The organism is Mycolicibacterium gilvum (genome assembly GCF_900454025.1).
GTDB classification, from domain to species: Bacteria; Actinomycetota; Actinomycetes; order Mycobacteriales; family Mycobacteriaceae; genus Mycobacterium; species Mycobacterium gilvum.
Genome location: NZ_UGQM01000001.1, coordinates 5468757 through 5482406, shown reverse-complemented (window position 1 = coordinate 5482406; position 13650 = coordinate 5468757). Strand labels below are relative to the sequence as shown.

Here is a 13650-nt window from a genome sequence, read left to right as displayed (position 1 = left end):
GGAAGCTAATTTCGGTGTGTTTCCGGACCGTTGCGTCAAGAATATATTTCTGGCCGAGTCACCGATCGCCGAGCACCAGCCCGGTATCGGTAGGCAGGGATTCGACGGCGGCGTCGAGGCGTGTGTTGTGGACGGCGGCGGCCGACAGCAGGGATTCGGCGTCACCGGCGAGGAACGCGTCGAGCATCACCCGGTGGTCGTCATGGAGCAGCATCCGTTGGCTCGGCTCCACGTGCACCATCAACTGCACGGGTTCGGTGATGTTCCAGGCGGATTCGAGCATGTGCACCAGGCGCAGCATGCGGGAGGGCCGGCTCAGCGCCATGTGGAACTCCCGGCTGTGCCGGTGGTAGGCCTGTGCGTCGTCGAATTTCAGTGCCTGCTGCAGGGTTTCGTGGACCTCGGCGAGGTGGGCCCGGTCGGTGTCCGTCGCGCGCAGCACAGCAGCCGACATCGCCGTGGATTCCAGCGTCGCGCGGACCAGGTACATCTCTGCCAGTTCGCTCGCGGTCAACTGCGCGACGGCGTACCCGGAGTTCGGTCGGTGTTGCACAAGGCCCTCCGCGGTCAGGGTCTTCAGACACTCGCGCACGGGGATGTGACTGACCCCGAACATCTCGGCAACGTCGGCGACCGGTATCTGGGTGCCCGGCGGCGCGGCGCCGTCGAGAATGACCCGGCGTAACTCGTCGACGATGCTGGCCGCGTCCCGGCCGACGACCGACCTGAACAGCGCGGCGGAGTGTCGGCGGTCCGGCATTCCGTGATCTTCCTCCATCGGTGTCCGCCGCACGACTCGTAAACGTTCCACTATTGACATGTCAGAGGTGGGGTGTGAGGGTGGGTTATCGCGACAGGAGGTTCAGCCCATGACCGAGACCGCGCCGGATCAGACCGAAGCCGACCGAAGCATCTTCCAGGTCGGCAACTACGCGCCCGTGCCCGACGAACTCACCGCGTTCGACCTGCCCGTCGAGGGTGCGATTCCCGCCGAACTCGACGGCTGGTACCTGCGCAACGGTCCCAACCCCCGCGACGCCACCGGGCACTGGTTCACCGGCGACGGGATGATCCACGGCGTGCGGATCGAGAACGGCCGAGCCGCCTGGTACCGCAACCGCTGGGTGCGCACCGACAGCTTCATCGAGCCGTTCCCGCTCTACCGCGAGGACGGCACCCGCGACCTGCGTGCCAGCGTCGCCAACACCCACGTCGTCAACCACGCCGGCAAGACGCTGGCGCTGGTGGAATCGTCACTGCCCTACGAGATCACCAACGATCTGGAAACCCTCGGGGCGTACGACTTCGACGGCAAGCTCACCGACGCGATGACCGCGCACCCCAAGATCTGTCCGACCACCGGGGAACTGCACTTCTTCGGCTACGGCAACATCTTCACCCCCCACGTCACCTACCACCGCGCAGATGCCAACGGGGAGTTGGTGATCAACCGTCCGCTCGACGTTCCGGCGCTGACGATGATGCACGACTTCGCGCTGACGCAGAACCACGTGGTGTTCATGGACCTGCCGATCGTGTTCAACCTCGACATCGCCCTGAGCGGCGCGGGGGACATGCCCTACCGCTGGGACGACGGTTACGGCGCGAGGTTCGGACTGCTGCGCCGCGACGACCCGTTCGGGCAGGTGCGCTGGTTCGACATCGACCCGTGCTACATCTTCCACGTCGCCAACGCCTACGAGACGGCGTCGGCCGACGGGGACAAACTGGTGCTGCAGGCGGTCCGATACCCCGAATTATGGCGTGAGAACGGTGGATTCGACGCCGAGGGCGTGATGTGGACGTGGACCATCGACCTGCGGACCGGCACCGTGAGCGAGAGTCAACTCGACGACCGCAGCGTCGAGTTCCCGCGCATCGACGACCGTCTGGCGACGCTGCCCGCCCGTTACGCGGTGTCCGTCGGTGACAAGAACCTGATCCGTCACGACCTCACCACCGGTGCGGCCGAGGAACACCGGTTCGGTTCCGGCGGGCCCGGTGAGGCCGTGTTCGTCCCGTCGACGTCCGGGCCCGCCGACGAGAGCAGCGGCTGGTACCTCGGCTACGTCTACGACCCCGAGCGCAACGGCAGCGACCTCGTCATCATCGACGCGTCCGACTTCAGCGGCCCGCCCATGGCGAGAATCGCTCTCCCGCAACGAGTTCCATACGGATTCCACGGAAACTGGATCTCCGCCTAGTCAGGACGGCGGCGTGAACCCTCCGCCGGTTCCCGGGGGCGGGGGAGGTGGGGCCGTGGGCGGCGTTGTGTACCACCCGGGTCCCGGGACCGGCTGCTGCAACCGCGCCAGCTCGCGGCGGTGCCGTTCGGCCAGCACAGCCGCGAGAACCAGCGCCGGCGGTGCCCCCGGCGGCGGAGGCGGCGAGATCTGCGCCACCACGTCCGAGGTGACGCGGTAGGCCATCTGATCGCGGATCTGCGGATCCAACTGCCCTGCGCGCGCGAGGAATTGACGGGCCATCTCGGCCTGCGACGGAGCCAGCCCGGACAACTGCAGACTCGAGGCCCACCACGCCAGCTGCGGTGGCATCGCCGGCGGCGGCGCCTGTCGCGGCGCGCGCTCACTGATGACGACGGTGCCGGCGAAGATGTCCCCGATGCGTTTGCCCTTGCTGGACAACAGGCTGCACAGCACGGCCGGACCACCGGTGAGCATCCAGATCTCGATCACGCCCGCCAACGCACGGAAGAGCGCCTGCCGGAAGCGTTCAGGGCTGCCGTCGTCGGACACCACCCGCAGACCGAGCACCATCTTCCCCAGCGTCTTGCCGCGGGTGGCCGTCTCGAAGATCGTCGGATACCCGACCAGTGCCAGCACCGTGAAGATGATCAGCACCGCCGCCGAGAACGCCGGATCGAACTGCGACAGCGTCATCGCCCACAGGATCACCCCGATGACGTAGACCAGCGCCACGACGGAGACGTCGATCAACGCCGACAGCGCCCGCACCGGTAGCTGGGCGATCTGGATGTCGAGGACGACCGCGTCGCCGGTTACCACGGGTTGTTGCTGGCCGACCATAATCAGCAACGCTACTAAAATCCCGGGGGTGGATGTCGATGCGTTTGTCCTCGCGAACCGCCCGACGTGGGACCGCCTCGACCACCTGGTCAAACGCAAGCGGCACCTGACCGGCGCCGAGGTCGACGAGCTGGTCGATCTGTACCAGCGGGTGTCGACCCACCTGTCGATCGTGCGGTCGTCGTCCTCGGACGCGGTGCTGGTCGGCAAGCTCTCGGGGCTCGTCGCGCGGGCCCGGGCGGTCGTCACCGGTGCGCACGCCCCGCTGTGGCGCGAGTTCCTCCGCTTCTGGACGGTGTCGTTCCCCGTGGTGGTGTACCGGTCCCGGCGCTGGTCGGTGGCGTCGGGGGCGGCGTTCTATCTGGTGGCCGCGGTGATCGCGGTGTGGATCGCCCGCTCGCCCGAGGTGCAGGCCTCCGTCGGCACGCCGTCTGAGATCGCCCAGCTGGTCAACCACGAATTCGCGAACTACTACAGCGAACACCCCGCCTCGTCGTTCGCGCTGCAGGTGTGGGTGAACAACGCGTGGGTGACCGCTCAGTGCATCGCGATGTCGATCCTGCTCGGAATCCCGATCCCGTACATCCTGTTTCAGAACGCGGCCAACCTCGGGCTGAACGCCGGGCTGATGTTCGAGGCCGGCCGCGGCGACGTCTTCCTCGGCCTGATCACCCCGCACGGGCTCATCGAGTTGACGGCGGTGTTCGTCGCGGCCGGCGTCGGGATGCGGCTGGGCTGGTCGGTGATCGCACCGGGGGACCGTCCGCGCGGGCAGGTCCTCGCCGAGCAGGGCCGTGCGGTGATCGCGGTCGCGATCGGACTCGTCGCCGTGCTGTTGGTCGCGGGCGTGATCGAGGGCTTCGTCACGCCGTCGTCGCTGCCGACGATCGTCCGGGTCGCGATCGGTGTCGCCGCATTCGGCGCATTCGTCGGCTACGTCGTGTACTTCGGCCGCCGCGCGGTGGCGGCAGGGGAGACCGGCGACATCGAGGACGCCCCCGACGTCGTGCCGACGGGCTGAGTTTCCCCGCGAGCAGACGCACACTCGGGCGTGTCGCCGGCGCGCCGTGCGACTCTGCGTCTGTTCGCGGCGTCACGAGGCGGCCCGCAGCAGGTGGTCGGCAATACGTGCCGCCAGTCGGGCCGGGTGAACGCGGACATCGGTGACGACGATCGGGATCACCGTCCAGCGGGCGTGCTGGATACCGGCGTACCGCGCTCTGTCCCTGAGCATCGCGACGCGACCCGAATGCCAGTCCATGCTGTCGTACTCGGCGGCGACATGGTGCTCGGGCCACGCGAAGTCCACCCGCCACATGTCGTCGTGGGTCCCGTCGATGACGTACTGGAGCTCGGGACGCGGCAGGTCGTGGTCGTGCATCACCAGTCGCGCCTCGCTTTCCATCGGCGACTCGGCGCGGCCGTCCGCGATCGCGAGCAATTCGCGCACCTTGACGATGCCGCGGCGACCGCGCTGCTCGTGTGCCGCGGCCCCGAGCTCGACCGCGGTGCACAGTCCCGAATGCAGGGCCGCGTCGAGGGTGGCGAGCGCTCGGGGCCGCGGGAGCACGCGCGCGACCTCGACGGCCGTCCACGCCGGCGCCGTCGCCAACCGCCCGTCGACGCGCCGAAGCGGTGCGCCGACGCGTTGGTGCACCATCAACCCGTCGACCGGTCGCACCCTGGCGCCGGGGTCGAGGATGTGGACCGTCTCGGTGGCTTCGGTGTCGAATCCGTAGAGGCTCGCCGCTGTCCCGAGGCATGCCACCGCGTGCTGCCCGAGGAACGCGTCGAGAGAGTTCAGACGGCCGCGGGAGTCGGGTTGCGCGACGGCGTAGACACCGTGCCAGACGCGCACCAGTTCTCGTCTGCGGACCAGGCCGTCGAGCTGCTGGCGGCTCATCACGTCGAGTAGCGCCGCCGTCGTCGCGTAGCCGTTACAGCGTCGCAGGACCTCGTCGAGGACTTTCCGCATGCCCGAATCGTCGGGCTGACGCGGGGGTGCGGTGGCGCACCAGTTGCTTGTGCTGGGGATGAAGTCGGATGTGGGGATGGTTTTTCGGCGGCGAGCAGACGCAAACTCGCACGACGCGCCGGCGACACGCCCGAGTATGTGTCTGCTCGCGGGGAAAGGTGACCACCCACCCCCTAGAGGCGGCCGGTGGCTTTCATCGCGAGGTAGTGGTCGGCCAGGTCGGGGGCGAGCTCCTCGGGTGGGGAGTCGACGACGTCGACGCCCAGGGACCGCAGCCGCGACGCGACCGCGCTCCTGTCGTTGCGGGCGCGTTCGGCGGCCGCCGCGTCGTACACCTCCACGGCGTCGGCGCGCCCGGCCGCGAGCTTCTCGACGCGCGGATCGGCGACCGCGGCGACGATCACCCGGTGCTTGGCCGTCAACTGCGGCAGCACGCTGAGCAGACCCTCGTCGAGGGCCGACGCGTTGAGGTCGGTCAGCAGTACCACCAGCGCGGCACGCCGGACCCGCCGCTGCACCGCCGCGACCATCCCCCGGGCGTCGGACTCCACGAGTGCGGGCTCCAGCGGTGCCATCGCCGAGACCAGTTGTGCCAGAAGCTCGGTGCGGGAGGCGTTGACGACGGCCGCGCGTGTCTCCCGGTCGTGTGCCAGCAGGTCGACGTGATCGCCGGCGCGGGCGGCCAGTGCGGCCAGCAGCAGCGCGGCGTCCATCGACCAGTCGAGGCGGGGCCACCCTCCGGGATCGAGAAGCGTGGGGTCGACGCCGACCCGGCCGGCCGACGTGCGCCCGGTGTCGAGCACGATGAGCACGCGCCGGTCGCGTTCGGGCCGCCACGTCCGCACCACGACATCGGCGCGCCGGGCGGTCGCGCGCCAGTCGATCGAGCGGACGTCGTCGCCGACGACATACTCACGCAGCGAGTCGAATTCGGTGCCCTGCCCGCGGATCAACACCGGGGTCATGCCTTCGAGTTCCCGCAGCCGGGCCAGCCGCGACGGCAGATGCTTACGGGACAGGAACGGCGGCAGGATGCGCACCTGCCACGGCACCCGATGCGAACCCTGGCGTCCGGCCAGCCCGAGCGGGCCGACGGACCGGGCGGTCACCAGCGCGGACACCTGATCTCCGCGCCGCGCCGGTGTCAGCTCGGTCGATATCCGAACCCGTTGTCCGACAGGAAGGTCGACCGCATGCGTCCGCGGGTGCGCCCGAGCGCTCGGTGCCCACGCGTCGCGCACCACGCCGCGGAACCGGGCCCGGCCACCGTTCTCGACAGTCAGATCGACCGTCACCGGCTGGCCCAGCCGCGCCGACGTCGGGCCGCCGCGGGTCAACCGCAACGCGCGCGGGCTGCCCGCGAGCGCGACATCGCAGACGATCGCGATCGTCAGCAGTCCCGCGAGGGTCCAGAAAACCACTGCGGGAGAGGGAGAGGACAGCACCGGCACCGCGCACAGCAGTGCGAGGAGTCCGGCGCGACCAGTCAGGATCACTGCCGGCGGCTATCTCGGCACGGGCACCGCGGACAGGATGCCCTCGATCACTCCGTCGGCGCTGGCCCCTTCCAGCTCGGCCTCGGGCCGCAGCGCCACCCGGTGCCGCAGTGTGGGCCGGGCCATCGCCTTCACATCGTCGGGGGTGACGTAGCCGCGGCCCGACAGCCACGCCCACGCGCGCGCCGTCGCCAGCAGGGCCGTCGCCCCACGTGGTGACACCCCGAGCTGCAGCGACGGGGAATTCCTTGTGGCGCCGACGATGTCGACGATGTAGCCGAGCACCTCGTCGGCCACGAGCACCTGCCGCACGGCGTCGCGGCCGGCGGCCAGCTCGGCGGGCCCGGCCACCGGCTGCACGAACGACAGGTCACGCGGGTCGAACCCGCGGGCATGCCGGCTCAGGATCGCGATCTCCTGATCCCGGGGCGGCAGGGGGACAGTGAGTTTCAGCAGGAACCTGTCGAGCTGCGCCTCCGGCAGCTGGTAGGTGCCCTCGTACTCGATCGGGTTCTGCGTGGCCGCGACGATGAACGGGTCGGGCAGCGGACGGGGGTGCCCGTCGACGCTGACCTGACGCTCCTCCATCGCCTCCAACAGCGCCGCCTGGGTCTTGGGCGGGGTGCGGTTGATCTCGTCGGCCAGAAGCAGATTGGTGAACACCGGGCCGGAACGGAACTCGAATTCGGCGGTCCGGGCGTCGTAGACCAGGGATCCGGTGACGTCGCCGGGCATCAGATCGGGAGTGAACTGCACCCGTGTGAAGTCCAGCCGCAGCGCCGCGGCCAGGGTCCTGACGAGGAGGGTCTTCGCAACGCCGGGGACGCCTTCGAGTAGCACGTGGCCGCGGCACAACAGCGCGACCACCAGGCCGCTGACGACGGCGTCCTGGCCGACGACCACCTTGCCGATCTCGGCGCGAAGGGCCATCAGCGCGTTGCGGGCGCCCTCGTGCTGGGCGGACTGAGTCACGACTGTGCGACCTGCCTTTCGATGTCGTCGAGTTCGCGTGCCAGGTTCACCAGATCGGCGTCGGTGGCCGGGGGTGGTCCGTACAGAGTATGGGCGAGGGCTGCCGTGTCCAGGCCGCACCGATCCGCGACGGCCTGGATCACGGCCGGCGGCGGCGCCGCGTGGTTGAGGCCCAGACGCGGCAGCATGCGGTGGCGGGCCGCGGTCCTCAGGGACTCGGCCGCGACGTCGCGGGCGCGCCGGGACCGGTAGAGCCGGCCGCGGCCTTCGACCGTCTCCGACGCGCGCACCACCACAGGCAGCTGCTCGGCGACCAGCGGGCCCACGCGCCGGCCGCGCCACCAGGCCAGCAGTCCGACGCCGAGCGCCAGCTGCAGAACCATCCAATACACCTGCGGGGGAATGAGATCGGTGAACGGGGCGTCACCGGCCGATCCGTCGCCCTCGTTGAACTGCGGCGCGTACCAGATCATCCGGGGTTGGCTGCCCGCGAGGTTCATCGCCAGCGCCGCGTTGCCCTCGTGCAACAGACCGGAGTTCAGCACGAACTCGTCGCTGCCCACCACCGTCACGGTGCGGCCGTCCTCGGTGTAGCGAACGAGCGCCCCGTCGTAACAGCTGGTGACGTCCGCAGATCCGTCGGCCTCGAACGTGTCGGCGGCTCCGAGCTGCACGGTGCCCGACCGGGTCGCCTCGCGCAGGTCGCATCCCGGGTCCAGGCCGGCGAACTCCGCCGCGTCGGTCCTGCGCAGCCGCGGCGCCAGCGCCTCGCGGGTCCGGCCGATCGGGGCGATCAGCAGACGGTCGCCGGGGACTTCGGAAAGGCGTTGCAGCAGTTCGTCGTCGAACAGATGGTAGGTCTGGGCGGCGACCACCAGGGTGTTCTCCCCGGCGGCGTCCTCGACGTCGGAGATCGACGCGGCCTCCACGACGGTGACGCCGCGGTCGCGCAGCAGGGTGACCAACGCGTGGGTGCCGTCGGGCGAGGTCGACGCCGGGTCGAGGCGGCCGCCGTCACGCGGTGCCGTCAACCAGGTGCTCAGCGCGGCGACGGCGACGATCGCGGCCAGGCCGAGCAGCACCCACCGCAGTGTGCGCCACCGCTCGGGGATCGTCGAGCCCACCGCCGTCGTCGACGCGTTCATCGCACCTCGGCCCACGGCTGCTGCGGGTCGCGGCTGTCGGTCCCGGACGGGCTCGGGGACCGCTGGGTGCCGACGCTGTCGTCGAGCGCGGCCAGCATACGGTACTGCGGTTCGGTGGCGGGCTGCTCGCCGTAGGTCACATCGTTGAAAGTCTCTGCGGCAGTGATGAACTCACCCGTGAGCGCGGGCAGGGTGCGGCCGGCGGTGCGGGCGAGCTCGGTGGCGGTGCGGCCCGGAACGGGGTCGAGGACACCGTTCTCCTCCAGCTGCCGCGCGATCGCGCGGACACGGTGACGGACGGCCGGCGCCCAATCGCCCGCTGCGGCATACCGTTCGGCGGTGGCGCGGTGTTCTGCGGCGCTGAGGGTCTGATCGCCGAACAGCGCGGGATCGCCGCCGCGGCTGCTGCGCATCGCACGCCGCGCGATGCGGATCGCTACGATGACCGCGACGGCGAGCAGGACGATCAGCACCGCGACGGTGAACCAGCCGCCGGGGATCTTCGCCGCACCGGCGGTCAGCCGGTACAGCAGTTCGTCGAACCACTCCGAGAGCAGGTCCATCGGTGACGGCTTCGGGTAGATCGACTTGCTGAGCTCCGCCTGCGCGGCGTCGTGCGCCGCGTCGCGGTCGATGTCCACGGTCGACACGTCAGCGGGTCAGCCAGAGGTCGTCGGTGGAGTCGGCCGGCGCGTACGGGCCGGCCGTCGCGCCCGTCTGCAACACCAGGTCGAACGCCTCGGCCCGGATCCGGCGGTCGGCGTACTGCAACACCGACACCCCGGCGGTGAACGGCCCGGTGATGATCTGCCCGATCGCGCCTCCGATCGCGAACAGGGCGAACGCCAGCATCGCCGACGCCGTCGTCGCCGACGCGCTGAACGCGATCTGTCCGCCGAGGGTGAACGGGATGGAGACCGCGCCGGCGATGAACTGGGCCACGATCGCGGCGAGCAGCCAGATGCCGAACACCCGCCAGAAGTCCGCCTTGATCAGGGTGAACGACCGCTTGACCGCGGTCACGATGTCGCGCCGCTCCAGCACGATGATGACCGGGGCGAACGTCAGCATGACCGAGAGCCAGACCGCCGCCAGCACTGCGGCGAGGACGAGCGGGATGGCGACCGCGAACGCGACGACCCCGGTGGTCAGCGCGCCGGTGGCACCGATGATCCCGACCACGAGGACGAGGCCGACCAGGAAGACGAGCATCTTGAGCACGGTGAACCCGATCAACGGCCAGAAGCGCGGCCGCAGCCGCTTCCAGGCCTCGCCGACGGTGATGCCGGCACCGAACACCGACCGTCCGATCACCACCGTCAGCATCCCGGCCAGCACCGTGGCCGCCAGTGCGGTGGCGATGCCGCCGGCCAGGCTCGACGCGACCCAGCCCACGATCACCTGGACCGAGGCCTCGTCCTCGCCGAGACCGTCGGCCACCATGTCGGTGAACGTGAAGGGCACCAGCGACAGCACCAGCGACAGGATCTGGGCAGCGACGACCACGATGGTGGTGAGGCCCAGTGTCGCTTTGGGATTCGCCCGGACGTACGCGACGGCGCCGTTGAAGATGTCGGACAGCGTCAGCGGCCGCAGCGGGACGACGCCGGGTTTGAGCACCGGAGGGCCGCCGTAGGGCGGGGGATAGCCCGGCGCGCCGTACCCGGGCGGCTGCCATCCCGGTGGCGGACCGTACCCCGGTGGCGGGGGGTACCCGGGCGGCGGGAACCCTGCCGGGCCGTAACCGCCCGCGTCGTAGGTCATGATCACCATCCTGTCGATCACCGGCGGAATTGACAACGTGGCTGCCGGCGGCGGCTGTTTTGCGCATGCAGGCCCGGGTACACCTCGCGCATGACCCGTTTCGGCTACACCCTGATGACCGAGCAGAGCGGACCGAAAGACCTTGTCCGGTATGCGGTATCGGCAGAGAACGTCGGTTTCGACTTCGAGGTGTCCAGCGACCACTACTTCCCGTGGCTGTCGTCGCAGGGTCACGCGCCCTACGCGTGGTCGGTGCTCGGTGCGGTCGCCCATGCGACCGAACGCGTGGAGCTGATGACCTATGTCACCTGCCCGACGGTGCGCTACCACCCCGCCATCGTCGCGCAGAAGGCCGCCACGCTGCAGATCCTCGCCGATGGCCGGTTCACCCTCGGACTGGGCAGCGGCGAGAACCTCAACGAGCACATCGTCGGCAAGGGCTGGCCCACGGTGGCCCGTCGCCAGGACATGCTCTCCGAGGCCATCCAGATCATCCGCGAGCTACAGACCGGCGAGATGGTCGACTGGAAGGGCGAGTACTTCGAAGTCGACTCGGCCCGGCTGTGGGACGTGCCCGACGTGCCGGTGCGAATCGCGGCGGCGGTGTCCGGCGAGCGCTCGGTGGCGCAGTTCGCCCCGTTGGCCGACCATCTGATCGCCGTGCAGCCCGACAAGAGCATCGTCGACGCCTGGCACGAGACGCGACGCGGCACCGGGCTGCCCGGCGACGTCCGCGTCATCGGCCAGATCCCGATCTGCTGGGACCCCGACCGCGACGCCGCCATCGACCGCGCACACGACCAGTTCCGCTGGTTCGCCGGGGGCTGGGCGGTGAACGCCGATCTGCCGACCACCGCCGGTTTCGACGGCGCGACGCAGTTCGTGCGCAAGGAGGACGTCGCGGAGTCGATCCCGTGCGGTCCCGATCTGGACGCTATCGTCGAGGCGGTCCGTGAGTACTGGGAGGCCGGCTTCACCGACATCGCGCTCGTCCAGGTCGGCGGCGACACCCAGGACCAGTTCCTCGCCGAGGCAGCAACGCCGCTGCTCGACAAGCTCCGCTCGGCATCCCACTAACTGCAAGCACGTCCGACTGAGAGGCTCCCATGACCCGAGGTCAAGGCATCTACGACGACGAAGACGGCTCGACAGCGTCCAAAGCCGAGGATTCCGAGAAGGATCCGGACAACGACACCCCCGACGTCGACAAGAGCGCCGGCGAACCCACCGCCTAGCGCACGGACACCGGGTCGCTACGCCGCTTGGTCTCCAACCGGTGCCACGTCCACCAGAACAGCAGCGCCGCGAAGATCGAGCCGGCGGCGGCCACCCACTGGGCGCTGAGGAACAGGGTCCATTCCAGGTCGCCGTCGATGGGTCTGCGCAGCGCCGCCAACAACGCCGTGCCGCCCAGCGCGAAGCTCACCGCGCCGACGGCGGCTACGAGGGCGACGAACACGGTGCGCAACGTGAAGCGCGCCGCGCCGGGAGACTCGACGGCGCGGATGCGCCCGGTGCGGGCCAGGAAATGTGATGCGAGACAGGCGACCACGAGGGTGACCGCGTCGGCCGCCAGCGTGTCCGACAGCCGGTGCCACTGCGCGATGACCGTGTAGGCGCCGATGCCGACCGCCCACGTGAGCGCGAAGAACATCGCGACACCGCGGAAGCGGTAGGGCATCACGATCAGCGTCGCGAACAACACCGACATCGCCGCGGTGGTGTGGCCGCTGGGCAGCGTGTTCTGCAGATACTCGTCGGTGGTCAGCAACTCAGGCCGTTGCAGCACAACATATTTCAAAATCTGGGTGATCGCCTGGCTTCCGAGGATCACCGCCATCCCCGCGACCGCGAGATGGACCTGGCGTCTCAGCAGCCCGATCACCCCGACCAGCACCGTGGCCAGCGCCAGAGATGTGTACGTGATGGTGCTCAGCGCTTTGCTCGCGGCCAGGTAGGCGCGCTGTCCGACCTGGTCGGCTCCGTTGAGTGCGGCGTTCTCGACGGCCTGGCCTGTCGTGGTCCACGCCGAGAGCAGGTAGACGACGACGAAGAAGACCGTTGCGCAGATCGCGATGACCGTCCAGCGTCGGCGGGCGTGGATCAGCCGGCGGCGCGTCTCGTCGGGGTGGAGAAGATCGGTGTGCACGAGTGCCCGATCCTCTCATGCCATCTCGTGCGCGGCAGCGCGGCTGCCGTGCCTGCTACTACGTATCGGACGTGCCGGCATCCGCTCGTGTCCGATCCGAGCGCGTGCTGTCCGGTTTGGCCGAGGTGCGCGCAGGTGCGGCCTGCCCCGACTCAGCCTCGGCCCCCTCGGCCCCGCCCTCGGAGGATTCGGCCCCGCCCTCGGAGGATTCGGCGTCGGCGGAATCACCGGACTCCTCGTCGGTACCCTCGGTCTCGGTGGTGTCCTCGGCCGGCGCGTCGTCGGCGTCACTGCGACCGGAGTCCTCGGCGGGCACCTCGTCGGCGTCCAGCGTGATCGTGGCCGCGGCCAGGTCGGGGACGTCGCTGACGCCGGTGGCGGGCTCGCGGGGCGGGATGGCCGCACCCATGTCCTGGTCGAGGCTGGTCCCGACCGCGATCGGACCCGGAGGGAGGCCGGTTTCCGACAGCGGGCTGAGCAGCCCGGGCAGATCCTCCAGGATCCCGAATGACGCCCCCGGGACGCCGTTGAGCACTCCGTCGATGACGCGCCCCGGAATGTTGAGGACGGCATAGGCCGCGCCGACGAGATCGAAGCCGACCAGCGCGTCGATCACCTCTTCGAAGGCGCGTTGCGTCGCGGCGACGCCGGCCAGTACGGGGCTGATCGCGATGAGGAAGAAACCCTCGACGGCGTACGGCTGGTTCAGCAGCGCGCCGAGGTGTGACAGCGCGGCGCCCGTCCCCCGGAACGGCTCGAGGACGACATCGGTCGCGGCGGCGACGAACGCCTCGGAGTCGCCGGCCTGCAGCGCGGCGAGGGCGTCGGCGACCGCGACCCCCTGGTTGCGCAGGATGGCGCCGGTGATCGGGAACGGGTCGGCGAAGTACTGCTGGGCCAGGGCGCCGGCGTTGTCGAGCGACCTCTGGAACACCTGTGAGTACAGCTGGATCGGGTTCGGGACGGCGGCCAGCGACACCGCGTGCTGGGTGATCGGCAGGACGTCGGTGGTCAGCGGGTTCACCGGGGTGATCGCGATGGTGCCCGCACCGACCAGTGCGACGCTCGCCGTCAGACAAGACCGGACGCCTGCCCTCATGAA

Annotated in this window: 14 protein-coding genes; 4 read left to right on the top strand and 10 right to left on the bottom strand. The window is 69.9% G+C overall.

Annotated elements, in window-relative coordinates; all coding sequences use genetic code 11:
* Window positions 1–58: 58 nt before the first annotated feature.
* A complete protein-coding gene (locus DYE23_RS25755; protein ID WP_115328490.1) occupies window positions 59–760 on the bottom strand; it encodes a GntR family transcriptional regulator in 702 nt (233 codons plus the stop codon).
* Window positions 761–869: 109 nt separating this feature from the next.
* Here DYE23_RS25755 and DYE23_RS25750 point away from each other — a divergent pair, with 109 nt between their 5' ends.
* Window positions 870–2204, top strand: coding sequence for a carotenoid oxygenase family protein (locus DYE23_RS25750; RefSeq protein WP_115328489.1), 1335 nt, complete (start codon window positions 870–872; stop codon window positions 2202–2204).
* Here the strand turns inward: DYE23_RS25750 and DYE23_RS25745 are convergent, their stop codons facing one another.
* Window positions 2205–3047, bottom strand: a complete 843-nt coding sequence (locus tag DYE23_RS25745; RefSeq protein ID WP_115328488.1) for an RDD family protein — start codon at window positions 3045–3047, stop codon at window positions 2205–2207. It abuts the gene before it with no gap.
* Between the two features lie 28 nt (window positions 3048–3075).
* Here DYE23_RS25745 and DYE23_RS25740 point away from each other — a divergent pair, with 28 nt between their 5' ends.
* Complete coding sequence (locus tag DYE23_RS25740; RefSeq protein WP_013472960.1) at window positions 3076–4068, top strand: stage II sporulation protein M; 993 nt, start codon at window positions 3076–3078, stop codon at window positions 4066–4068.
* A 72-nt stretch (window positions 4069–4140) separates the two neighbouring features.
* Here DYE23_RS25740 and DYE23_RS25735 read toward each other — a convergent pair whose 3' ends face one another.
* The 6 genes from DYE23_RS25735 to DYE23_RS25710 all read right to left on the bottom strand — a co-directional run bounded on the left by DYE23_RS25735 (window position 4141) and on the right by DYE23_RS25710 (window position 10399).
* Window positions 4141–5022, bottom strand: a complete 882-nt coding sequence (locus tag DYE23_RS25735) for a type IV toxin-antitoxin system AbiEi family antitoxin (protein ID WP_011892233.1) — start codon at window positions 5020–5022, stop codon at window positions 4141–4143.
* 173 nt (window positions 5023–5195) lie between these two features.
* Window positions 5196–6518: a DUF58 domain-containing protein gene (locus tag DYE23_RS25730; protein ID WP_011892234.1), complete on the bottom strand. Its 1323-nt coding sequence runs from the start codon at window positions 6516–6518 to the stop codon at window positions 5196–5198.
* 9 nt (window positions 6519–6527) lie between these two features.
* Window positions 6528–7448, bottom strand: coding sequence for an AAA family ATPase (locus DYE23_RS25725; protein ID WP_235660632.1), 921 nt, complete (start codon window positions 7446–7448; stop codon window positions 6528–6530).
* 38 nt (window positions 7449–7486) lie between these two features.
* Complete coding sequence (locus DYE23_RS25720) at window positions 7487–8635, bottom strand: DUF4350 domain-containing protein (protein WP_115329106.1); 1149 nt, start codon at window positions 8633–8635, stop codon at window positions 7487–7489.
* Complete coding sequence (locus DYE23_RS25715) at window positions 8632–9285, bottom strand: DUF4129 domain-containing protein (protein WP_115328486.1); 654 nt, start codon at window positions 9283–9285, stop codon at window positions 8632–8634. Before DYE23_RS25715 ends, DYE23_RS25720 begins: the two co-directional genes overlap by 4 nt.
* Window position 9286: 1 nt before the next feature.
* On the bottom strand, window positions 9287–10399 hold the full coding sequence (locus DYE23_RS25710; protein WP_013472956.1) for a DUF7847 domain-containing protein: 1113 nt from the start codon (window positions 10397–10399) through the stop codon (window positions 9287–9289).
* Between the two features lie 90 nt (window positions 10400–10489).
* Between DYE23_RS25710 and DYE23_RS25705 the strand changes: the two genes are divergently transcribed.
* On the top strand, window positions 10490–11476 hold the full coding sequence (locus tag DYE23_RS25705; RefSeq protein ID WP_011892239.1) for an LLM class F420-dependent oxidoreductase: 987 nt from the start codon (window positions 10490–10492) through the stop codon (window positions 11474–11476).
* Window positions 11477–11505: 29 nt separating this feature from the next.
* Window positions 11506–11634 (top strand): hypothetical protein, encoded by a 129-nt coding sequence (locus tag DYE23_RS31795; protein WP_255206839.1) that lies wholly within the window; start codon window positions 11506–11508, stop codon window positions 11632–11634.
* Here DYE23_RS31795 and DYE23_RS25700 read toward each other — a convergent pair.
* A complete protein-coding gene (locus DYE23_RS25700) occupies window positions 11631–12548 on the bottom strand; it encodes a phosphatase PAP2 family protein (protein ID WP_011892240.1) in 918 nt (305 codons plus the stop codon). The two genes, DYE23_RS31795 and DYE23_RS25700, sit on opposite strands and share 4 nt — an antisense overlap.
* Before the next feature lie 58 nt (window positions 12549–12606).
* Entirely contained in the window at window positions 12607–13647 is a 1041-nt protein-coding gene (locus tag DYE23_RS25695) for a hypothetical protein (protein ID WP_115328485.1), read from the bottom strand.
* Window positions 13648–13650 lie beyond the last annotated feature (3 nt).

Coding starts and splice junctions, on each gene's coding strand:
- DYE23_RS25755 (WP_115328490.1), bottom strand. CDS start 760: ATGCCGGACCGCCGACACTCCGCCGCGCTGTTCAGGTCGGTCGTCGGC.
- DYE23_RS25750 (WP_115328489.1), top strand. CDS start 870: ATGACCGAGACCGCGCCGGATCAGACCGAAGCCGACCGAAGCATCTTC.
- DYE23_RS25745 (WP_115328488.1), bottom strand. CDS start 3,047: ATGGTCGGCCAGCAACAACCCGTGGTAACCGGCGACGCGGTCGTCCTC.
- DYE23_RS25735 (WP_011892233.1), bottom strand. CDS start 5,022: ATGCGGAAAGTCCTCGACGAGGTCCTGCGACGCTGTAACGGCTACGCG.
- DYE23_RS25725 (WP_235660632.1), bottom strand. CDS start 7,448: ATGGCCCTTCGCGCCGAGATCGGCAAGGTGGTCGTCGGCCAGGACGCC.
- DYE23_RS25720 (WP_115329106.1), bottom strand. CDS start 8,635: ATGAACGCGTCGACGACGGCGGTGGGCTCGACGATCCCCGAGCGGTGG.
- DYE23_RS25710 (WP_013472956.1), bottom strand. CDS start 10,399: ATGACCTACGACGCGGGCGGTTACGGCCCGGCAGGGTTCCCGCCGCCC.
- DYE23_RS25705 (WP_011892239.1), top strand. CDS start 10,490: ATGACCCGTTTCGGCTACACCCTGATGACCGAGCAGAGCGGACCGAAA.
- DYE23_RS31795 (WP_255206839.1), top strand. CDS start 11,506: ATGACCCGAGGTCAAGGCATCTACGACGACGAAGACGGCTCGACAGCG.
- DYE23_RS25695 (WP_115328485.1), bottom strand. CDS start 13,647: ATGAGGGCAGGCGTCCGGTCTTGTCTGACGGCGAGCGTCGCACTGGTC.